The sequence below is a fragment of the Paraburkholderia gardini genome (assembly GCF_907164545.1).
In the GTDB taxonomy this organism is placed as follows: Bacteria; Pseudomonadota; Gammaproteobacteria; order Burkholderiales; family Burkholderiaceae; genus Paraburkholderia; species Paraburkholderia gardini.
Window position 1 is genome coordinate 180247 of record NZ_CAJQZB010000002.1, and the last position, 20770, is coordinate 201016.

At 63.3% G+C, this 20770-nt stretch carries 17 protein-coding genes; 13 read left to right on the forward strand and 4 right to left on the reverse strand.

All coding sequences use genetic code 11. From position 1 onward, the window contains the following. Positions 1-30: 30 nt before the first annotated feature. A complete protein-coding gene (locus tag LPA37_RS02745) occupies positions 31-918 on the reverse strand; it encodes a LysR family transcriptional regulator (RefSeq protein ID WP_228978970.1) in 888 nt (295 codons plus the stop codon). A gap of 95 nt (positions 919-1013) precedes the next feature. Here LPA37_RS02745 and LPA37_RS02750 point away from each other — a divergent pair, with 95 nt between their 5' ends. The 6 genes from LPA37_RS02750 to LPA37_RS02775 all read left to right on the forward strand — a co-directional run bounded on the left by LPA37_RS02750 (position 1014) and on the right by LPA37_RS02775 (position 9383). Continuing rightward, positions 1014-2300 carry an MFS transporter gene (locus tag LPA37_RS02750; protein ID WP_229011328.1) on the forward strand — a complete coding sequence of 429 codons (1287 nt, stop codon included), beginning with the start codon at positions 1014-1016 and terminating at the stop codon, positions 2298-2300. Between the two features lie 177 nt (positions 2301-2477). Next, the gene (locus LPA37_RS02755; protein WP_228978967.1) at positions 2478-3128 is read left to right on the forward strand and encodes a response regulator transcription factor; all 651 of its coding nucleotides are present in this window, start codon (positions 2478-2480) and stop codon (positions 3126-3128) included. 166 nt (positions 3129-3294) lie between these two features. Further along, a complete protein-coding gene (locus LPA37_RS02760) occupies positions 3295-4011 on the forward strand; it encodes a response regulator transcription factor (protein WP_228978965.1) in 717 nt (238 codons plus the stop codon). Beyond that, positions 4008-4652 carry a response regulator transcription factor gene (locus LPA37_RS02765; RefSeq protein WP_229011330.1) on the forward strand — a complete coding sequence of 215 codons (645 nt, stop codon included), beginning with the start codon at positions 4008-4010 and terminating at the stop codon, positions 4650-4652. Before LPA37_RS02760 ends, LPA37_RS02765 begins: the two co-directional genes overlap by 4 nt. A 188-nt stretch (positions 4653-4840) precedes the next feature. Then, positions 4841-5584 (forward strand): aquaporin, encoded by a 744-nt coding sequence (locus LPA37_RS02770; RefSeq protein ID WP_229011331.1) that lies wholly within the window; start codon positions 4841-4843, stop codon positions 5582-5584. A 28-nt stretch (positions 5585-5612) separates the two neighbouring features. Next, complete coding sequence (locus LPA37_RS02775; RefSeq protein WP_229011333.1) at positions 5613-9383, forward strand: ATP-binding protein; 3771 nt, start codon at positions 5613-5615, stop codon at positions 9381-9383. A 178-nt stretch (positions 9384-9561) separates the two neighbouring features. On the opposite strand, the gene LPA37_RS02780 is transcribed toward LPA37_RS02775, so the two are convergent. Continuing rightward, complete coding sequence (locus LPA37_RS02780; protein ID WP_228978958.1) at positions 9562-10497, reverse strand: LysR family transcriptional regulator; 936 nt, start codon at positions 10495-10497, stop codon at positions 9562-9564. A gap of 429 nt (positions 10498-10926) precedes the next feature. On the opposite strand from LPA37_RS02780, the gene LPA37_RS02785 reads away from it, so the two are divergent. The 3 genes from LPA37_RS02785 to LPA37_RS02795 all read left to right on the forward strand — a co-directional run bounded on the left by LPA37_RS02785 (position 10927) and on the right by LPA37_RS02795 (position 13760). Beyond that, positions 10927-12054 carry a porin gene (locus LPA37_RS02785; RefSeq protein WP_229011335.1) on the forward strand — a complete coding sequence of 376 codons (1128 nt, stop codon included), beginning with the start codon at positions 10927-10929 and terminating at the stop codon, positions 12052-12054. A gap of 180 nt (positions 12055-12234) precedes the next feature. Further along, entirely contained in the window at positions 12235-12669 is a 435-nt protein-coding gene (locus tag LPA37_RS02790; RefSeq protein WP_229011337.1) for a CHRD domain-containing protein, read from the forward strand. A 125-nt stretch (positions 12670-12794) separates the two neighbouring features. Continuing rightward, complete coding sequence (locus LPA37_RS02795; protein WP_229011339.1) at positions 12795-13760, forward strand: alpha/beta hydrolase; 966 nt, start codon at positions 12795-12797, stop codon at positions 13758-13760. On the opposite strand, the gene LPA37_RS02800 is transcribed toward LPA37_RS02795, so the two are convergent. Continuing rightward, positions 13730-14572, reverse strand: a complete 843-nt coding sequence (locus tag LPA37_RS02800; protein WP_229011341.1) for an EcsC family protein — start codon at positions 14570-14572, stop codon at positions 13730-13732. The two genes, LPA37_RS02795 and LPA37_RS02800, sit on opposite strands and share 31 nt — an antisense overlap. 139 nt (positions 14573-14711) lie before the next feature. Between LPA37_RS02800 and LPA37_RS02805 the strand changes: the two genes are divergently transcribed. Both LPA37_RS02805 and LPA37_RS02810 read left to right on the forward strand, forming a co-directional pair. Next, the gene (locus LPA37_RS02805; protein WP_229011343.1) at positions 14712-16307 is read left to right on the forward strand and encodes an MDR family MFS transporter; all 1596 of its coding nucleotides are present in this window, start codon (positions 14712-14714) and stop codon (positions 16305-16307) included. A gap of 29 nt (positions 16308-16336) precedes the next feature. Then, complete coding sequence (locus LPA37_RS02810; RefSeq protein ID WP_228978944.1) at positions 16337-16789, forward strand: MarR family winged helix-turn-helix transcriptional regulator; 453 nt, start codon at positions 16337-16339, stop codon at positions 16787-16789. A 90-nt stretch (positions 16790-16879) separates the two neighbouring features. On the opposite strand, the gene LPA37_RS02815 is transcribed toward LPA37_RS02810, so the two are convergent. Next, complete coding sequence (locus LPA37_RS02815) at positions 16880-18157, reverse strand: amino acid deaminase (protein ID WP_228978942.1); 1278 nt, start codon at positions 18155-18157, stop codon at positions 16880-16882. Positions 18158-18329: 172 nt separating this feature from the next. Between LPA37_RS02815 and LPA37_RS02820 the strand changes: the two genes are divergently transcribed. Both LPA37_RS02820 and LPA37_RS02825 read left to right on the forward strand, forming a co-directional pair. After that, positions 18330-19220, forward strand: coding sequence for a MurR/RpiR family transcriptional regulator (locus LPA37_RS02820; RefSeq protein ID WP_228978939.1), 891 nt, complete (start codon positions 18330-18332; stop codon positions 19218-19220). 3 nt (positions 19221-19223) lie between these two features. Then, positions 19224-20705 carry an N-acyl-D-amino-acid deacylase family protein gene (locus tag LPA37_RS02825; protein WP_228978937.1) on the forward strand — a complete coding sequence of 494 codons (1482 nt, stop codon included), beginning with the start codon at positions 19224-19226 and terminating at the stop codon, positions 20703-20705. Positions 20706-20770 lie beyond the last annotated feature (65 nt).

The following is a 20770-nucleotide window of genomic DNA, read 5'->3' on the forward strand; positions in this document are numbered from 1 at the left end:
CGTCTTCGCGGCGCGTCGCTTTTTTTCGACTCAGCTGAAAAGGCGCTGCAACGCGGCGCGGGCGTTGGCGACGAGATCGTCCTCGCCGGGACGGCCCGGCAGCAGATGAAACTCCACCGCCGGCAACGCAGGAAGGCGTACCGAAGCGGGGCAGGCGACAAGTCCCCCGCCAATCGACGACTCGTTCAGGCACGAGATGCCGAGACCCGCCTTCAGCGCGAGCTGCAAGCCTGCCACGCCGGACGCCGAATGCGAGATCACGTAGGGCACGTCACGTTCGTCGAGCAGTTTCACGACAAAGCGCTGTAACTGGCAGCTGGATGGCAGCAGCACCAGCGGATAAGGCGTCGCGATACGCGGGTCTGCATCGGCCGATGTCACCCACACCAGTTTTTCGCGGCGGATAACCGAGCCTTTCTGGCGGCCGTTTCCGGCGGCGGCACGCTTGCTTTCGGGTGTCACGAGGCGTAGCGACAGGCCGATGTCGAAGCTCGTGTCGTCGCTGGCGCTGTCGATGACCGCGCTCGGCAGCACCGTCACGTGCAGACGCAGACGCGGATGCTGTTCCGAAAAGGTCTTCAGCACACCCGCGATTTCGTGCGGCCGGTAGTAGTCGGTGATCGCGATCCGCAGTTCGCCGTCGAGCGCGCGCCCCTGCAGGTCCTCGAACGCCGCTTCGCTCATCGCGAGAATGCGGCGCGCGTGAGCGAGCAGCTTCGTGCCGGCGGGCGTCGCGGTGACGCCCTGTTTGCTGCGCACGAAGAGCGGCTGCCCGGCGCGCTCCTCGAGCTTTTTCACCTGTTCGCTGACCGACGACTGCGACAGGAACACTCGCTCCGCAGCCCCCGAAACAGTGCCGGCCTCGACCACGGCGACAAAAGTTCGAAGCTGCGCAAGATCGAACGCACGCTGGTTCATGATTCGGAAACTCCGATGAAAGTGATCTGATTTTCCCGCTTTTCCGATGGATAGTCCATCCGTACGATTGCGTCATCGAACCATCGGGAGGTCATATGAGCGGTCATCTTTCACCCGGTATATCCGGTGCGCGGGGGCGCGGCCATCGCTGGAAAGTGCTAGGCGTCGGCTTCGCGGCCAACGCGAGTTTTTCGGCGGCGTTCTCCGGCATTCCAACCACGGCGGTGTTTATCCGCTCTGGCTATCACGTCGATAATCACGCACTTGGGCTCCTCTTTGGCATGCTCGGGCTGGGCATTGCGGTGAGCGAGCTGCCGTGGGGCGTGCTCACAGACCGCTGGGGCGACCGGCGGGTGTTGCTGCTCGGCCTCGGACTTACCGCGGCGGCGCTCGCGGCGATGGCGGGGTTCGTGTCACCGAAGGGCGCGTACGTGCCCGGTGTCCCGATGCTCGCGGCGGGGCTACTGCTGGTCGGGCTGCTGGGCGGCAGCGTCAACGGTTCGAGCGGTCGCGCCGTCATGGCGTGGTTTCGCGAAGGCGAACGCGGCCTTGCGATGAGCATCCGGCAGACGGCTGTGCCGGCAGGCGGAGGCGTTGGCGCGCTGGTCCTGCCGGCGCTGGCTGCGTGGCACGGCTTCGCGTGCGTGTATGGCGTGCTGGCGGTGCTGTGCGCGGTGACGGCAGGATTCGCATGGCGCTGGCTGCATGAACCGCCTGCCGGGGAAGGCGTCGCGCGTGCCACGCGTGAAGACGCGCGCACGGCGCCTCAAACCTCGCCGCTGCGCGACGTCCGGATCTGGCGCACGGCGCTCGGCATGGGTGTGCTGTGCGTGCCGCAACTGACCGTCGTGACGTTCGCCACCGTTTTTCTGCACGACTTCGGCCGCGCGGGCCTGCTCACGATCAGCGTCACGATGGCGGCGGTGCAGACGGGCGCGGCCATCATGCGCGTCTGGAGCGGTCACTGGACTGATCGTCGCGGTAACCGCCGTGCATACATGCGCGCGTGCAGCCTTGTTACCGCACTGCTGTTCGCGCCGCTTGCCGTGCTGACGGCAGGCGTGGGCGCGTCACATGCGGCGATGGCGACCGTGTTCGCCGCGATGATCGTGCTGGGTGGCGTGTCGGCCTCGGCATGGCACGGCGTCGCCTTCACCGAACTGGCGACGCTCGCCGGCACGCGCCGCGCCGGCACCGCGCTCGCGATCGGCAACACCTGTGTGTTCATGATGATGTTCGTCACGCCGCTCGCCATTCCGCTGGTGCTGTCGATCGGATCGTGGCCGCTCGTCTGGGCAATGGGAAGCCTCTGCGCACTGGCTGCGCTGCCTGTCTTTCCGCGGGCCGCCGTTTCGCGTGGCGTCAAGCCGACGCCGGCGTGAATCAGTTTCAATCCGGCCGGCGGAGATTTCTAGCCAAACTACGATTTGTCATACGATTCAGAACACTCTGATTTTTGTTCTCTTTTTGTGGTGATGTGATCAGGCATGGAGCGCGCCGGTTTTCCCAGGCGCGCTCCGGGTATCGACTTCACACCTATACCAACATGGAGAGAAAACATGCCGAAAATACGGGTCGTCGTCGCCGACGATCATCCCTTTGTCGTGATCGGCGTTCGTGCGTCGCTCGCATTGCACGAGACCATCGAAGTCGTCGGCGAGGCGAACGGCCCGCAGTCGCTGATGCGGCTGCTCGAGCGCCAGCCGTGCGACGTGCTCGTGACCGATCTGACCATGCCGGAAGCGGGCGCACCGGCCGAAGACGGTCTGCGTCTCATGCGCCGCATCCGCCAGAGCTGGCCGCAGATCCGGATCATCGTGCTGACGAGTCTCACGAACGCCGGCATCCTGCGCTCGATCATGACCGATGGCGTTTCTGGCGTGCTCAATAAAACCGGTTCGATGGAAGAACTGGCGACGGCAGTGCGCACGGTCAGCTACGGACGCTCCTACGTCAGCAAATCGATTCTCGCCACGCTGGCGGAAGCCGGCTCGGAAGCGAGCGAGATGACGGTAGTTCCACGCCTGTCGCCGCGTGAAACCGAAGTGGTCGGTCTTTTCGTCAGCGGGCTGTCGATCAGCGAAATCGCGCGCCGGCTCGATCGCAACGTGCGTACCGTCAGCCGTCAGAAGCGCGACGCGATGCTCAAGCTGGGTGTAAGCAATGATCCAGGCCTGTTCGCATTCATGCGTGCACACGGCATGGCGTGAAAAGAATCGGATGACTAAGCAAATGAAGGACGTTGTCGGGGAGAATGGGGGATTTAAGACCTTTCTTATGTCGAGCGGATGGTAAATATTCGATTCTCGATCTGGCAGACAGGACGCCCGCACCACGCGGGCATCCACGTGCAGACCCGCGCCGGAGACGAACCTCATGACCCACCCCCGCCTTAGCGACAGCAGCGACACCGGCGAACCTGCCACCTCGATTCGAACCATCATCGCCGACGATCATCCACTCGTTTTGCTTGCCGTGGAACACCTGTTGTCGGGCTTTCCGAACATCAGGATCGTGGGGCGCGCATCGAACTCGGGCGAGGTGCTCACGCTGGCAGAGGAGGTGCGCTGCGACCTCGTGGTAATGGACCTGCATATGCCGGGTGATGAGCACAGCGACGGGCTTGAAGCCATTGCGCACTTTCGGGCACGTCATCCGCATGTCGCGCTGGTCCTGCTGACCATGGAATCCGACGCGCAGGCCCTGCAACAGGCTGTCAATCTCGGTGCAAACGCGGTGGTGAGCAAGCGCGACCGCATCGACCTGATCAACGTGGCAATCGTGACCGTGCTGGCGCGCGAGTGCTACCTTGGCCCGACAGTTCGCGCGCAACTTTCCGACGCCACGCGAATGCGTCAGCTCGATCAGGTGCGCCAGCTACTGTCACGCCGCGAGATGGAAGTGTTTACACATTACGCGACCGGTCTCGGCGTGACTGAAATCGCAACGCGGCTTGGACGCAGCGTCAAGACAATCAGTGCGCAGAAGTGCACGGCAATGAAAAAGCTCGCCCTGCACACCGATGTCGAGCTGTTTCGCTTCGCGGTCGACCATGGTGTCGTGACCGAAGCCGCCGTGCAGGCCGCGCGTTGAAAGAAACCGTTCGCGTCATCCTTGCCGACGATCACAGCAGCGTGCGGCACGGCCTGCGTTCGTTGCTGTCGGCCGCGCCGCACGTGCGGGTTGTCGGCGAGGCCGCCGATACCCAGGCGCTCGCCGAACTGCTGGATCACTACCACTGCGACGTGATTATCTCCGACATCGCCATGCCCGGTATCGGTGGTGAGAGCAATGCGGTGTCGCTGTTGCGCCGTGTGCTGAGGGAGTCGCCGCATCCGCAGGTTGTCGTGCTGACGATGATCCATCACACGCACACGTTGCTCGGGCTGCTGCACATCGGCGTCGGCGCAATCGTCGACAAACGCGATGCGCCTGATTCACTGCTGGGTGCCATCGAAGCAGTGGTCGCCGGCACGTTATGGTTGTCCGGTCACGCGCGGCGCGCACTGGAAGCCGCCGATCCGTCCTCGCAACCGCGGCTGGGCGTGTTGAGCCCGCGTGAGTGGGAAATTTTCCAGATGTACGCACACGGTATGACGATCGATCGCATCGCGCGAACGCTCGATCGCAGCAGCAAGACGATCAGCACCCAGAAACGCAGCGCAATGCGCAAGCTCGGCCTTACTTCCGAAGTCGAGCTTGCTGATTACGCGCGACAAACCGGTTTGATTTAAGCGTGTCGCCGGTTCCGCGGGCGCAGTCAATTTAGGAATCGTCCGATAAATAGCGCGGAAGGCGGACCCCATACTCGCGCGTCCCGGGTGAAACTGGCTCCTATATATTTCGTTATGCATATCGAATATCTTATTCTTAATGCGAATTTCGCTGTCGTGGCGAGCGACGGGGATGCGACGGAGACGGCATGTCCAGTCTGAGTGGCCGTCTGCTCACGGAAGCAGCGGGCACGGCCTGGATCGTGTTTGTCGGCTGCGGCAGTCTGATTCTGAACGGTGCGCTTTCGCAAGGCAGCGGTGCGGGCCTTGTGGCACCGGTCGCGTTCGGGCTCGCGCTCGCCACCGCCAGCTATGCCGCGCGTGGGCTGTCCGGCGCGCACTTCAATCCTGCCGTGACGATCGGCTTCGCCGTCGCGCAACGCTTCCGCGTGAGCCACCTGCTGCCTTATATCGCCGCGCAGATCCTCGGAGCGACGGCGGGCGCCGCCTTGCTCGACATCGTCGCCGGCGGCCGGCCCGGGTTCGATCTTGCGATCAGCGACTTCGGTGCGAACGGCTATGCGGAGCACTCACCCGGCGATTTCCAGTTGCAGTCGGCGCTTGTACTCGAACTGACGATGTCGCTCGCGTTCGTCTGGATGAATCTTCAGCTATCCCGGCGTGCATTGCGCACGATCGCGCCCATGGTGAACGGCGCCTGTCTATGCGCGATCTACGTGATTGCCGTACCGGTCACGAACGGTTCGATCAATCCGGCGCGTTCGAGCGGGCCGGCGCTCTTCGTCGGTGGTTGGGCGCTCGATCAGCTTTGGCTTTTCTGGGCCGCACCGATCGCCGGCGGTGTGCTCGCCGGTCTTCTGCATTCATGCCCAGGCGTCGATCGGAAAGCGCGTGCAGCCGGGGTGACACGCAAGGCGGTGGAACGCCCGTGATTCCGCCGCGCCGATACCCAGAACCCAAATGAAGATTCAGTTCGCGTTTTCGCGGCGGGACCTCGTGCAGCGTGTGATGCATTGCATGCTGGTTTGCGTGGTGTTCGCGTTTGCGTGGGTTGCTCACGTCGCGCTCGCAGTTGTGCCGTTGGAGTCCGCATCGGCCACGCTGACCGATGTATCCACGGCCGGATTGACCATCGGCGTGCTCGCGGGCGGCTGGGCCCCGTTCGAGAGCGTCAATGGCGCGAATCTGAACGGCCTGAGCGTCGACTATCTGCGTGCGCTCACCGGCCCGGGCGTGAGGCTCGAAACCCGCACGTACGCCGACATGCCGCAACTGCTCGACGCCGCGTGCGAAGGGCAGATCGACGTTCTGATGAGCGTCGCACGCACGCCTGAGCGCGATCGTTGCCTGTTGTTCACTGCGCCGTACTTTCGTGCGCCGTTATCCGTGGTGACGCGCGAGGAGCGCAGCGCGTCCTTCACGCGCAGCCAGTTGCAGGGCGCCCGTCTCGCAATCGAAAAGGGTTTCGCGCTTGAGGGCTTCCTTGCCGCGCGCTATCCACACGCCCACGTTCTCACCTATACCGATACGCTGGCCGCACTCGCTGCCGTCGAACGTCGCGAAGCCGATGCGTATCTCGGCTTCGCGCCCGCGGTCCGTTCGCAGCTTTCCAGTGGCGCATTCGCTCACCTCGATGTCGCGTTCGACGAGACAGGGCGTACCGGCGAATTGCGCTTCGCCGTACCGCGCCAGCGTCCCGCGCTGCGCGACGATCTCGATCGCGCGCTGTCGGCGATGTCGCAGGATGAGCGGCATCGTATCCGCAACCGGTGGATCGTTCCGTCCGCGCCACTGCGCGGAATCGGGTCGGTCAGCGCGATGCGTCTGCTGCCGTTTCTGATCGCGATCGGCGTAATCCTGATCGTGACGTTGCGCGCTTATGCACTGCTGCAACGTGAAATGCGACTGCGCAAGCGTACCGAGCGCGAACTCGCGACACAGCTCAATTTCCAGCAGACGATGATGGAGATGGTGCCTTACCCGCTCGTCGCGAAGGATCTCGACGGGCGGTACATCGCCGTCAATCGTGCGTATGAGGCGTCCACAGGACTCGCCCGCTCAGCGGTGATCGGCCGGACGAGCCTCGATGTTCAGGCCTGGGGCGCCGCGAACAGCGTGAGTCTCGACCACATGACGCGACGCACGCTCGAAAGCGGCGCGTGGCAGCAGATCGAGCTGGAATTCACCGGCCGCGCGGGCGACGTTCGACACGGCCTGTTCTGGACATGCATGTGCACGGGCATCGACGGCACGCCTTCGTGCGTGCTTGGGACACTCGTCGATATCACCGATATCCGTAACGTGGAAGTGCTCGCGCACGAAACCGAGCGGCGCCTCTTCGACGTCACGCGTTCGCTTCCGGCCGTTGTGTTCCAGTTGCGTCGCGACCCGTCCGGCGCATATTCCTTTCTCTACGTGGGCGGCGACACGCAGGGCCTGCTGGGCAACGATGGCCGCGCGCTGACCGAACCGGGCAGCCTCGATTTCAGGCGCGTCTGTGCGGAAGATCGACGCACGTTGATGGTTGCCCTCGTGCGCTCGGCGCGCTCGCTGCAGCCGGTTCACGTCGAATTTCGCCTCGACGGCGGCGCGCCCGGCTTTCGCTGGGTGCACGCGGAACTGGTGCCGCGTCGCGAGGCGGCGCACAGCATCGTGTGGAGTGGCTACGGCGTCGACGCGAGCGCCGATCACGCCCGCGCCGACGAACTGGCGCGCGCGCGGGACGTCGCCGAAGCGGCATCGCGCGCGAAGGACGATTTTCTCGCGATGATGAGTCACGAAATCCGCACGCCGATGAACGGCGTGCTGGGTCTCGTCGAAGTGCTGGAACGTACGCCGCTCAACGCCGATCAGGGCGAGATGCTCGGCATGATCCACGAGTCGGCGGGCGCGCTGCTGCAGATTCTCGATGATCTGCTCGACTATTCGAAGATCGAGGCGGGCCGGCTCACAATCGAATCGGAGCCGGTCGAACTGCGCGAACTGGTCGACAACGCAGTCGGGCTGCTTGCGGGGCGTGCGCACGAAAAAGGACTGAAAGTGCGTGTCGACGTCGAGCCCGATGTGGCCGCGAGTTTGCGCGGCGACAGCGTGCGGCTGCGACAGATTCTCTTCAATCTGCTTGGCAACGCGATCAAGTTCACGCCAGCCGGCGAGGTGGACGTGCGGGTCGCGTTGCGTGAGCAGACGGACAGCGTGCAGACCGTCGATATCGTCGTCGAAGATACGGGCATTGGCATCGCGCCGGACGTGCAGGCGCGACTTTTCGAGCCGTTCGTGCAGGCCGAATCGTCGACGACACGGCGATTCGGCGGCACGGGACTCGGGCTGACGATCTGCCGCAAGCTGGTCGATCTGATGGACGGCACGCTCGAGCTGCAGAGCACGCCTGGAACCGGCACGCGCATGACACTGCGGCTCGCGATGCCGGTCGAACGAAAAAGCCATACCGCTGGCCGGTTGCGGGGTAAACGCGGCATGGTTGTCATCGCCGACACGCAGGTGGCCGAGGCGATGATGCACTTCGGCGAGGCGCTTGGGCTTGCGCTGGAGCGCGTCTCGCCGGCCGCGCTCGACAATTCTACGTCTGCGATGTTCGCCGCTGTCGATCTGCTTTTCATCGTTGAAGGCCTGGTCATCCCGAACGAGGTTCCCTCGCATGTGCGCGTGGTGTGCCTGACGGAAAAGCCGAAGCCGACGGGTTATCGCATCGTTGACGACAACGTCAGGCTCAGTATCAATCCGATTTCATGGCGCGGGCTGGGCGCGGCGTGCGCAGCGGCGCTGAGCGGCCTCGCAGGCGTGCCCTCGCGGCAGACCGACGCGATCGAAACCGGGGGCGTCGAGCCCGATCGCGAGCGCGCGATGGCGAGCGGGCGGCTCGTGCTCGTGGCCGAAGATCATCCGGTCAACCAGGAACTGATCCGTCATCAGCTCGCGCTGCTCGGCTTCGCGTGCGACGTGGTCGATGACGGCGCCGAAGCCCTCGCCGCACTTGAGCGCACGCACTACGGTTTTCTGATAACCGATTGTCACATGCCGAATCTGTCGGGCTACGAACTGGCGCGGGAAGTGCGTTCGCGTGAAGGCAGACACGGAAAGGGCGATGCGATGCGGCTGCCGATTCTCGGCATCACCGCCAACACCGCGCCGGAAGACTTGCGGGCTTGCCGCGAAGCCGGGATGGACGACTGCCTTGTCAAGCCCACGCGTCTTGCCACCTTGCGCGATTATCTCGCGCGCTGGTTTGGCGCGGATATCACGCGTGAGCCGGGCGAAACTTCGCAGATAACGGACGTCGATGACACATCCTTGACGGGTCGTTCTACGCCCCTGCCGACGCGCGCATTCGTGCCGGTCGACCTCGCTTATATGACCCAGTTGTGGGGAAGCGAGTCGACGGTAAAGTCGCTGCTCGATGCGTTTGTCTCCGCGGTGCGCGACGACCTGCGCGCGTTGCCAATGTTACTGGAAGGCATCGACAAGGCGTCGCCCGTCGATTCGTCACCTGTCGATTCACCGGACATCGAACCGTTGCGGGAGTGGCATCACCGCGTGATGGGTGCTGCGGGTGTGCTGCAGTATCCGCCATTGCTCGAGTTACTGGAGCGGTACCGGCAAGGGATGCAGCAGTGGCCGTCCGCACAGCTTCGCGCGGAGGGGCACGCACTCGTCGCGCAGTGCGGGACGATTCTGGACGGTATCGAAGAGCAGGCGGCACTGCTCGCCTGATGATGTGTGACGCGACTGTGTCACGGCAAGAAAGACAACGTGACCAGCGCGGTACAGACGAAAAAAACGCGGCCGTAGCCGCGTTAAAGGTTTGGAGACATCCTTCGATGAAGGAGTCGCTTCTCGCAGGTCGGAGAGTACGCGTTCCGTGCCGAAAGATTGAGACCAGATTCTGCAATTAACTATTGGAATATATGGAAAGGTGCGCGGGCGGCAGGCCGGCGCGGAAGTAATTCACCGTGAAATCCACGAACGAACGCGTCTTGGCCGATACGTGGCGACGACCCGGATAGACGAGCGATAGCTCCTTGTCAGCATCGAGGATGCGCCAGTCGGGTAGCACGCGTACCAGCACGCCTTGCGCGAGATCCGCCGCGACGTGGTTCCCGGGAAGAATCGTGATGCCCATGTCCGCCAGCGCGGCCTGCCGGAGCATGACCGAATTGTTGACTGCATAAGCGGGGTTAAGACTTACCGTCTGAGCGTGCCCGTCCGCGTGTGCGAAGCGCCAGGTCGAACTGTGAATGTCGGCTGACGGCGCCAGAAAGGTGTGCGTGACCAGCTGGTCGGGTTGCTCCGGCGCGGGATACGTCTCCAGATAACGCGCGGACGCGACGGCGACCGGATGCACCTTGAATAGCGGACGCCGGATCATGGTTTCGCTGCTGATTTGCCCCGGTACGACGATGCCGGCATCGAAGCCTTCTTCGATCAGATCGACCGGCCGGTGCAACAGCGTGACCGACAGCTTCACCTTCGGATGCTGCGCGTGATAGTGCTGCAGCAGCGGTGTCAGACCGAAGAGCGAGAACGACGCCACAGCAACGAGCTTGAGCGTTCCCGAGGGCTCGCTGGCACTGCGCGCAACCTGCGATTCCACCGTCTCGATCTGGTCGAGCACCTGACGGCAGCCATCTGCATATTCATGGCCGGCTTCGGTCAGCGAAAGGCTGCGCGTGGTGCGGTTGACGAGCCGCGTGTCCAGATGCGTTTCCAGCAGCGCGACATAGCGTGTCACCACGGCATTCGACAGACCGAGACTTGCGGCGGCGCGCCCGAACGAATTATTCTCCGCGACCTGAAGAAAGACGCGCATGGCCTGAAGCAGATTCATCGACAGTTCTTATACCGGAAAGCACGCGTGTAGCGCGTGAAAGAGCGGGATGCTAGATGAGTGTGCTCACTCTCGAAACGGGAATTCTCTGAAACATTCGCAAGGACTCACGTATCCCGATTTAATCGAAAAAATGCGTGTGGCGCATCGACAACGCTTTATCTAGATAAGTATGGCGAAATAAATATAGAGACAAGAGAAAATCCTTTGTCATCAAGATCAATACACGCAAGGTCGCGCGGTTTTTGAATAAATCAAAAAATGTTTTGTGCGCTTGCGAGTGGCCTCGATAAAACCCAGCCCCCACACTTTGACACGCAGATAGAACCGGTAACGGTCCAGGCCTCGTGTGCGTACCGATACCGCCCAGGCCTGAAGTTGCGCCACGCAATCAATCGAGTCAGTCGACTCAGTATCAAGGGGCTTTACATGAAAAAAACTCTGGTTCTCGCGGCTGTGTCCGCAACTTTCGCCACCGCCGCCAGCGCGCAGAGCAGCGTCACGCTGTACGGTGTGATCGACGCAGGCTTCACGTACGTCCAGAATGAACGCACGAGCGTGACCGATCCGGACGCGCACGGCCCCGCTTACCGTATGACGGGCGGCAATCTTCAGGGTAGCCGCTGGGGCATGCGCGGCGCGGAAGATCTCGGTGGTGGCATGAAGGCCGTGTTCACCCTCGAAAGCGGCTTCGACGTCATGAACGGTCACAACGACGTGAATAACAAGCTGTTCAACCGTCAGGCGTTCGTGGGTCTGTCGAGCGATTACGGCACGCTGACGATGGGTCGCCAGTACGACTCCGTGGTCGACTACCTCGGGCCGCTCACGGCGACGGGCAGCTGGGGCGGCACGTATTTCGCGCACCCGGGCGACAACGACAATGCGAACAACTCGATCCGGATGAACAACTCGGTCAAATATCAGAGCGCGAACTACGCGGGCCTGTCGTTTAGCGGCCTGTACGCGTTCTCGAACCAGACCGACGGCTTCGCGGACAACCGCGCGTACAGCGTCGGTGCCGGCTACCAGGCAGGCGGCCTGAAACTGGGCGCGGCTTACCTGCAGATTCAAGGCTCGAACCTGAACAGCAGCGGCGCCGTGCAGGACGGTCCGTTCGCGGGCAACGCCGTGACTAGCCAGACGCAGCGCACGTGGGGTCTCGGCGGTAGCTACGAGTTCGGTGCCGCGACTGTCGGCATGGTGTACACGCAAAGTCGTTATCAGTTCGCATACGGCGACGGTTCGATCCGCTTCAACAACTACGAAATCAACGCGCGCTACAACCTGACGCCGGCACTGGCAGTGGGTGCGGCCTACACGTACACGCAGGCCGTGGAGTCGACGCTCAACGCAGCGAATACGTCCAGCCACTGGAACCAGTTCGGCCTGCAGGCGGACTACGCGTTGTCCAGGCGCACGGACATCTATGCGGAAGGCGTGATGTCGGCCGGTGGCAACGGCGCATTGATCCCGACGCAGGTCTTCGGTACGAATGCGCCGTCGAGCTCGCGTAACCAGATCGTGGTCACGACGGGTCTGCGTCACCGCTTCTAAGTCGCTTCCGCGTAGCGTACAAGCCACGCAGGGAGTGAGAAAAAGCACCGTTCGCGGTGCTTTTTTTTGCTCTGAGCCGGCGAACACGTGACCACAAACGACTCCGGCGGATTTGCACTAGTATGTGATGCGCCCCGTGCAATCGATTCCTTTACGCCCGGCGCTATACAGGAGAACTGGATGAACACGTTTCGCAGGCTGAATCTGGCTGTCGTGTTGTGGTCCTTGGCGTCGGGGGTGGCATCCGCGGATACCGTCGCGCTGAAGGCCGATCTGCAACCGTCCAGCGAAGTACCGCCGCGTGTGAGCCATGGCCACGGCGATCTGAACGCGACATTCGATACGTCGACGAAAACCCTGCAATGGACCATCACTTACGGCGACCTTTCCGGCCCGGCGACGATGGCGCATTTCCACGGTCCCGCGCCGGTCGGGCAGAACGCGAAGGTCCAGGTGCCAATCGCCAGGGACGCGCTTGCCAGTCCGATCAAGGGATCGGCGACGCTGACCGAGCAACAGGTGACGGATCTGATGGGCGGCCAGTGGTACTTCAACATCCACACGGCACAGAATCCGAGCGGTGAAATCCGCGGACAGGTGTTGCCGGCGAACTAGCTGTTCACCCGCAGCGCGGCTGGGCGTTGCGCGGCGGGCGGTCTTTGGACCCGGAGCCGACCGTCAGGCCCTGCGCCCGTGATTGCACGTACCATGACGGCTCACCTTTCGATGAGATCGACCCGATGAGCTGGCAAAGCACGCTCGCATGCTGGTTTCTGCGCAGGCAGTTCCGTCCGCGCACCCTGGACCCGGTGATCGACGTGGAGCACGCCCGCGCGCTCACCGCGAAACGTGTGTGGGCGCCGCGCGTGCCGCGCGGCTGGGCATTGCGCGAGCAGTATCGCCCGGGTGATGCGCCGATGCGTGGCGAATGGCTCGAACCGACTGCACCGTCGGACGCAGCCCGGGCTATTCCGCGACGCACGATCCTTTATCTGCACGGCGGCGGGTATTACTTCTGTTCGCCGCAATCACATCGTTCGCTCGTTTTCGAACTGGCGAGACGCGCCAGTGCGCGGACGTTTTCACTCGACTATCGTCTCGCGCCCGAGCATCGCTTTCCTGCGGCGCTCGACGACGCCGTCGCCGCCTGGCGCCAGTTGCTGACCGATGGAACGCCTGCCGGATCGATCGTGATCGCCGGCGATTCAGCGGGCGGCGGTCTTGCGCTCGCGACGCTCGTCGCGCTGCGCGATGCCGGCGATCCAATGCCGGCCGGCGGTGTGCTGTTCTCGCCATGGACGGATCTCGCCGCAACCGGCGACACGATCCGCAGCAACGATGGCCGCGACCCGATGTTCAGCGGCCCGGCCATCGCGCGTGCCGCGCAGGTTTATCTGGGCGATACGGCGGCGACGCATCCTCACGCGTCGCCGTTATACGCGGACCTGCACGGGTTGCCGCCGCTCTTCATGCAGGCCGGTGACACCGAAGTGCTGCTCGACGACACGCGATGCGTCGCCAACCGGGCACGCGAAGCCGGCGTTCACGTCGAATGCGAAATCTGGCCGGAGATGCCACACGTCTGGCAGATCTTCGCGCCGTTCATCCCGGAAGCCGGCGCGGCGCTCGACAAGGCGGCCGCGTTCGTCAACCGGGTGACGTCGGTGCGTGCGGCTCAGCCGTCGAGCGAGACATCGACCGTCTGATACGTTGCCTCGACGAGCGCCTGTCCGTACTGGCGTTCCAGCCGGCGCACGGTGAAATGGCCGTGCGCGACCTGCTGGAAATGGTCGATGAAAACCGTGTTGACCATCGCGCCCAGCACCGCGCCGATCGCGGGAATCGACTTCGCCGCGATCTGTTCGCTGACCTGCACTGAAAACCGCGAAGCGATTGTGTTGAGGAGTCGCAGCAACGCCGCCGAGCCGTGCGAGGTCATGCCTTTTGCGGCGATTTCCGAGGTCGCCTTCGATACCGACTGCGCGAGCGCGCCGCGCACGATGAAATAGCCGAGGTCGGCGTCGTCGTCGGTTTTCGACGTGCCGCCCATGCCGAGCACCGTCAGGCATTGCAGTTGCGTGTCGATATCGGACAGATCTTCACCTTCGCTGCGCGCGATGTCGCAGATCGAACGGAACATCAGCGTGGTCGTGACCGGTAACTCGACCGGCAGCGCGAACAGGCCGAACGCGCCACCTGCCGCGCCGGTCGTCGCCACGGCGAATTTGTGCAGCAGATTGCTCGGTTTGTCGGGCGCGGCGAACGGACCGGCGCCGGCTGCGCGGCCGAGCGTTTTCAAGGCGATCTGCAGGCATTTGCGCAGCGCGGCCTGCGTCGCGTCCGTCACCTTTTCGTTGGCGACGCCTGGCATGCGTGCGATCAGCTTCTCCAGCGGCGCACCGACAATGCTCGCCAGCTTCATCGCAAGCCCCGGACTTTCGAGTTCGTGTTTTGCGTGGCTCAGCGCTTTCAGATCCTCGGTCGACAGTTCCTGTGCGGCGCGGGGAATGGATTCCATGAGTCTTCCTGTGTGCTTACGTATCAGATCAATGAGGCGTTCCCAGACGACAAAGCCGCCCGTTCAGCCAGTTTAGAACCCCGTCGCCGTGCTATGATTCAATATTCGTTGATCTGTCAACAGTTGCGCAATCAAAAAAATGGCTGTCCACACCGCTGCACATCATTCGAGCGGGCAAGTCCTGCCGTTCCGGGAATCGCTGATGGCGATGCTCGGCGTCTCGTTCGTCACCATGCTGGTCGCGCTCGACCAGACCGTCGTCGGCACCGCGCTGCCCACCATCGTCGCGGAACTCAAAGGGTTCGAGCTTTACGCGTGGGTCGCGACGTCGTATCTGCTCACGTCCGTGATCACCGTGCCGATCTTCGGACGTCTCGGCGACTATTACGGGCGCAAACCGTTCGTGATCGCTTCGATCATCGTGTTCACCGGCGCTTCCGTGCTGTGCGGCATGGCGAATTCCATGCTGTTCCTTGTCCTCGCGCGCGGATTGCAGGGCATCGGCGGCGGCATGCTGGTCGGCACTGCGTTCGCGTGCATTGCCGATCTCTTCCCCGATTCCGTCGTGCGGCTGCGCTGGCAGGTGCTGATGAGTTCGGCGTTCGGCATTGCGAACGCCGTCGGACCGTCGCTGGGCGGCTTCCTCACGCAGTATTACGGCTGGCGTTCGGTGTTCTACGTCAATCTGCCGGTTGGCGTCGTGTCGTTGTTTTTCGTGTGGCGCTTTCTGCCCCATCTGCGGCATGTCGAGCATGAGACCAAGATGCGGCTCGACTGGCCAGGCGCATTGCTGATCGCCGTCGCGCTCGGCTGCCTGCAACTGTTCGTCGAGCTGTTGCCGAAGCACGGTATCAGCGGTGTCGCGCCGCTCCTGCTGGCAATCAGTCTCGTGTCCGGATGGGCGTTGTGGAAGTGGGAGAAGCACTTCGCGCAGCCGATTCTTCCGCTCGACATGTTCCGCAACCGCAGCCTCTCCGCGTTGTTCACGCTTTCCGTGCTGGGCGGCTTCACCATGTTTTCGCTGCTGTTCTACGCGCCGCTGCTGTTTCAGGGCGGCTTCGGGCTTTCGCCGAAGGAAGCGGGGCTCGTCATTACGCCGCTCGTCGTGTTCATCACGATCGGCAGCATTGCGAACGGCCGGTTCGTGTCACGGATGCGCAATCCGAATCTGATGCTCTACGCGGGCTTTACGTTGCTGGCGATCTCGTGCCTTGGCGTGGTGATCGCGACGCGCGGCATGCCGCGCTCGATCCTGATGACGTTCATGATCCTCGGCGGCATGGGTCTCGGTTTCGTGATGCCGAACCTGACGATCTTCGCGCAGCAGACGGCCGGCCGCGAACATCTTGGTATCGCGACGGCGCTGCTGCAATCGCTTCGGATGATCGGCGGCATGCTCGGGACGGCGCTGACCGGCACGTTCGTGAGCCACATGTACGCAAGCGGCGTGCGCACCGCGCTGGAAAACGATCACGCGACGCAATGGTTCGACGATCTCGGCGATCCGCAGATCCTGATCAATCACGAAGCACAGGTGCCGCTGCTGAGCCAGCTGGCCCACGCCGGCCACAACGGCGCGCTGCTGCTCGAAGCGGCGCGCGAATCGCTCGTTTCGGCGATCCACATCGGCCTTGCCGTGGCGGCAGTGATCGCCGTTGCTTCGGTGTGGCTGAGTCGCCGTGTGCCGCCAATCAAGCTTGTCCGTCATGTCGAACCAGTGATTCACGTCGACTGACAACCCGACCGCCGCTCTATCGATAAATCATGGAAGAACAGGATCGCATCGCCATCATCCAGCAGTTCGGACGCACGTACCGGACGTTCATGTCGGCGTTCGAGGCGCACGTCGGCCATCCGATGCCACGCTGGCGCATTCTGCTGGCGCTGCACGGTCAGGCGGGCGAGTCGTCGCAGAAGCGGCTGGTCGAGCACCTGCAGGTCGATCCGGGCGCACTGACGCGGCAACTCAAGACGCTCGAAGGCATGGGCTGGATCGCGCGCAGCATGGACGCGCGCGATAACCGCGTGACGAACGTGAAACTGACGCCGGTGGGACGCACTGCCATCGAAGCCAGCATGCCGCGGCGCAATACGTTTCTTCACGAGACGATCGCGACGCTGCCGGACGAAGCGCTCGCCGCGCTGTCGGACGCACTGTCGATGCTGGAAGCGCGTATCGGCGAAGTGGCCGCGACGCTGCCTGTCGAGCCCATGTGACGCCGCGCCTCGCCGACGCCTGAATGCAAAAACGCCGACGAATTGTCGGCGCTTTTACATATATGACGCACGAGGCGTGAAACGCGAGACTCAGAAGAACGTCTCGATCACTTCAGTCACGCGATACGACGGATCGACGACCAGCAACTGGCGCCATTTGTCGAACGTCAGGCACGGGTGCGAGATATCGAACGCGATCATGTCGCCGACCTTGATATCGGCGTTCATTGGAATGCGCAGATACGCGTGCTGGTCCATCAGCCCGAAGATTTCCCACTTTTCGTCTTTCGCGATCGTGCGCGGTGCCCTGGTGCCCGGACGATAGTGCTTTGCGGGTTCCGGCATGCCGGCATCGAATGCGGAATCGCGCTTGCCGAGACCGATGATCGCGCGATCCGGTTCCGGGATCGACTGCACATACGCCCACAGCTGCAGCGCAGGCAACAGCCCTTCGCCCATTTTTTTCGCAACCGGATTGCGCGCGAAGATATCGTTCTGCGCCTTCTTGTAGATGCCGACGTCGTGTGTCAGATAGCAGCCTGGACGCAGCACGATCTCGATCTGCCCTTCGGCGGATGCTTTCGCGAATTCTTCCGCCACCACGTCGTACCATGCCGAACCGGCGCCCGACAGAATGGCCGGCGTGCGCGCGAAGCGGCCTTCGCCCGAAAGCGTGCGCGTGATTTCGACCGCGCTGCGCAGGAATTCGCGGACCTGACCTTCGTCCTGCAACACGCCTTCATACAGTTCGACGCCCGCGAGCTTCAGCGAATCCGGATAACGCGCGATTGCTTCGAGCACGGCGTTGCGCTGGCCGGGGCTGCGCACGCCGGTGCGCCCGCCCGGCACGCCCAGTTCGAGCAGCACGTTCAACTGCTTGCGCACCGAGCCGAAGAACTTGCCGAGCTGCTCGACGCCGTCCGCCGAATCGACGATGCAGAAAAATTCGAATTCCGGATCGCTCAGCAGTTCCGCGATCATCATCATGTTGCGGCGGCCGACCAGCTGGTTCGCCATCAGCACGCGCTGCACGCCGCCCTGGTACGCCGCGCGCACCTGATGTGCGGTGGCGAGCGTGATGCCCCACGCACCCGTTTCCAGCTGGCGACGGAAGAGTTGCGGCGCCATCGTCGTCTTGCCGTGGGGGGCGAGCTTGACGCCGTATTCCGCGACGAACGCCTGCATCCACTTCAGGTTGTGCTCGATGCGGTCCGCGTAGAGCACGGCCGCCGGCAGGCTGACGTCCTCATCCAGCAGATTCCACTCAAGGCGCGCGGCGTCCGTCAGCTGGATACTGGCGCCCGGAACCATGCCCAAGCCCTTGCTATAAGGATCAATTGTCGCGCCCTGATAGTTTGTAACTTTCATGTACTCCTGCTCCATCGTCCAGTTAAATTTATGCAAAGTTGACAGCGATATCTTAACGAAAGTAGCATGGTTGAAGAAATGTTATTTAGTACCATGCCGGTTTCGTATGTGACAAACGTGCTATGTCGAAACGAACGATACCCCTTGCCGCGCTGCGTTCCCACCGTTTTCCATGAATTCGACTGCTGAGCCGCTCACTTTCGACATTGTCGCTCGCATCGCCGAATGCGCGCCTGAATTGCGTTCGGCCGAGCGCAAGGTCGCCGCGCTGATCCTCGACGATCTGACGGGCGCATCGCGCGCGAGCATCGGTGCGCTGGCGCAGCAGGCGGGCGTCAGTATCGCGACGGTGACGCGTTTTGCAAAGGCTGTCGGTTGCCGCGACGTGCGCGAACTGAAACTGCGGCTCGCGCAGGCCGCCGGCGTCGGGCAGCGTTTTCTGCAGACGAATGCCGTCGCGGACGCGCCCGAGCCGCTCGCCACGCGCGTTTTCGACGAACTCCAGACCACGCTTGCTCACAACCACCAGTTGCTGCGCCAGGCGCCGCTCGCCGACGCCGCGGCGGTGCTGCGCGGCGCGCGGATGATCTACGTGTTCGGCATGGGCGGCGGCTCGACCGCGCTTGCCGACGAGATGCGGTTCCGGCTGGTGCGGCTTGGCCGCCCGGTCGCGACGTATCAGGATGGATTGTTGCAGCGTATGGTGGCGAGCACCGTATCGCGCGATTGCGTCGTGGTTGCGCTGTCGACAACCGGGCGCGTGCCGGAGATGGTCGAAAACTGCCGGATCGCGCGCGATTACGGCGCGACGGTGATTGCGCTGACCGCGCCCGCGTCGCCGCTCGCGAAGCTGGCCGACTGGGTGATTCCGATCGTCGCGTTCGAGACAGACTTCATTTACAAACCGTCGTCATCCCGTTACGCGATGATGATGGCGCTGGACGTGCTCGTCACGGAGCTTGCCGTCAGCCTCGGCGACGAGAGTCGCGAGCTGTTGCGTCGCATGAAACACGCGCTCGACGCCCATCGCGGTGGCGGCGAACGACAACCGCTAGGAGATTGATCCATGCATTCGCATCCCGAAGCCGCCGATACGCTGATTGTCGGCGCGCAGCTTTACGACGGCACCGGCGCGCCGCCGGTCGAGCGTGACGTCGCGGTGCGCGACGGCAGGATTGTCGCGATCGGCAACCTGTCGAACTGGCTCGCCGAAGACGTCGTCGAGGCGAACGGCCGCGCGCTGGCACCCGGCTTTATCGACGTCCACACGCACGACGACACGCACGTGATCCGTTCGCCGCAGATGCTGCCGAAGATCACGCAGGGCGTGACGACGGTGATCGTCGGGAATTGCGGGATCAGCGCTTCGCCGGTGGCGTTGAAGGGCGAGCCGCCTGATCCGATGAACCTGCTCGGCGAGCGCGATGCGTTCAGATATCCGACGTTCGCCGCGTACGTCGAGGCCGTGAACGCGGCGCGTCCGGCGGTCAACGTGGGTGCGCTGATCGGCCATACGGCGCTGCGCAACAACCAGATGGACCGGCTGGACCGTGCGGCGACGGCGCAGGAAATCGAAGGCATGGTCGCGCAACTCGAAGAGGCGCTGTCGAACGGCGCGCTCGGTCTGAGCAGCGGCCTTGCTTACGGATCGGCGTTTTCCGCGCCGACCGAAGAAGTGATGGCGCTGGCCGAGCCGCTTGCCGCGGCGGGCGCGTTGTACACGACGCACATGCGTACCGAGTTCGACGCGATTCTCGATGCGATGGACGAGGCGTACAGGGTCGGGCGTCATGCGCGCGTGCCGGTGATCATTTCGCATCTGAAATGCGCGGGGCCGTCGAACTGGGGGCGCAGCGCCGAGGTGCTCGATTCGCTGGAGGGGGCGCGTCGTCTGCAGCCGATTGGCTGCGACTGCTATCCGTACAACCGGAGTTCGTCGACGCTCGATCTGAAGCAGGTGACGGGCGACATCGACATCACGATCACGTGGTCGGAGCCGCATCCCGAGATGGCGGGCAAGCTCGTGAAGGAGATTGCCGCCGAATGGGGCGTGACGCAGCAGGAGGCGGGCAAGCGGCTGCAGCCGGCGGGCGCGGTGTACCACAACATGTCCGAGGACGACGTGCGACGCATCCTGTCGCATCCCGCGACGATGGTGGGTTCGGATGGTTTGCCGAACGATCCATTGCCGCATCCACGGTTGTGGGGCGCGTTTCCGCGTGTGTTGGGACACTATGCGCGCGATACGGGTTTGATTCCGCTGGAAGAGGCGGTGCGCAAGATGACCGGATTGTCCGCGCGGCGGTTTGGTCTTGCGCAACGCGGAGAGGTGCATGTTGGGTATCACGCCGATCTCGTGCTGTTCGACCCGGCGCGGGTACGTGACGCGGCGACGTTCGAGAAGCCGCAGCAGGCTGCTGACGGTATCGACGCGGTGTGGGTGAACGGCGTGTTGTCGTATCGGGATGGGCAGCCGACTGGCGAGCGGGCAGGGCATTTTGTTGCGCGCGGCGCGGCGTCGAAGGGTGATGCGGCGGGCGGGTTCTGATTTTCTGGTTTTTTGCTGGTTGTTAACTTTTATGGTGTGGCTGGTTTGTCTGGCTTCGCCGGTTT

What these genes read in the sequence shown, in the direction of transcription:
- LPA37_RS02745 (WP_228978970.1), bottom strand. Translation starts at nt 918, where the DNA reads ATGAACCAGCGTGCGTTCGATCTTGCGCAGCTTCGAACTTTTGTCGCC.
- LPA37_RS02750 (WP_229011328.1), top strand. Translation starts at nt 1,014, where the DNA reads ATGAGCGGTCATCTTTCACCCGGTATATCCGGTGCGCGGGGGCGCGGC.
- LPA37_RS02755 (WP_228978967.1), top strand. Translation starts at nt 2,478, where the DNA reads ATGCCGAAAATACGGGTCGTCGTCGCCGACGATCATCCCTTTGTCGTG.
- LPA37_RS02760 (WP_228978965.1), top strand. Translation starts at nt 3,295, where the DNA reads ATGACCCACCCCCGCCTTAGCGACAGCAGCGACACCGGCGAACCTGCC.
- LPA37_RS02770 (WP_229011331.1), top strand. Translation starts at nt 4,841, where the DNA reads ATGTCCAGTCTGAGTGGCCGTCTGCTCACGGAAGCAGCGGGCACGGCC.
- LPA37_RS02775 (WP_229011333.1), top strand. Translation starts at nt 5,613, where the DNA reads ATGAAGATTCAGTTCGCGTTTTCGCGGCGGGACCTCGTGCAGCGTGTG.
- LPA37_RS02780 (WP_228978958.1), bottom strand. Translation starts at nt 10,497, where the DNA reads ATGAATCTGCTTCAGGCCATGCGCGTCTTTCTTCAGGTCGCGGAGAAT.
- LPA37_RS02785 (WP_229011335.1), top strand. Translation starts at nt 10,927, where the DNA reads ATGAAAAAAACTCTGGTTCTCGCGGCTGTGTCCGCAACTTTCGCCACC.
- LPA37_RS02790 (WP_229011337.1), top strand. Translation starts at nt 12,235, where the DNA reads ATGAACACGTTTCGCAGGCTGAATCTGGCTGTCGTGTTGTGGTCCTTG.
- LPA37_RS02795 (WP_229011339.1), top strand. Translation starts at nt 12,795, where the DNA reads ATGAGCTGGCAAAGCACGCTCGCATGCTGGTTTCTGCGCAGGCAGTTC.
- LPA37_RS02800 (WP_229011341.1), bottom strand. Translation starts at nt 14,572, where the DNA reads ATGGAATCCATTCCCCGCGCCGCACAGGAACTGTCGACCGAGGATCTG.
- LPA37_RS02805 (WP_229011343.1), top strand. Translation starts at nt 14,712, where the DNA reads ATGGCTGTCCACACCGCTGCACATCATTCGAGCGGGCAAGTCCTGCCG.
- LPA37_RS02810 (WP_228978944.1), top strand. Translation starts at nt 16,337, where the DNA reads ATGGAAGAACAGGATCGCATCGCCATCATCCAGCAGTTCGGACGCACG.
- LPA37_RS02815 (WP_228978942.1), bottom strand. Translation starts at nt 18,157, where the DNA reads ATGAAAGTTACAAACTATCAGGGCGCGACAATTGATCCTTATAGCAAG.
- LPA37_RS02820 (WP_228978939.1), top strand. Translation starts at nt 18,330, where the DNA reads ATGAATTCGACTGCTGAGCCGCTCACTTTCGACATTGTCGCTCGCATC.
- LPA37_RS02825 (WP_228978937.1), top strand. Translation starts at nt 19,224, where the DNA reads ATGCATTCGCATCCCGAAGCCGCCGATACGCTGATTGTCGGCGCGCAG.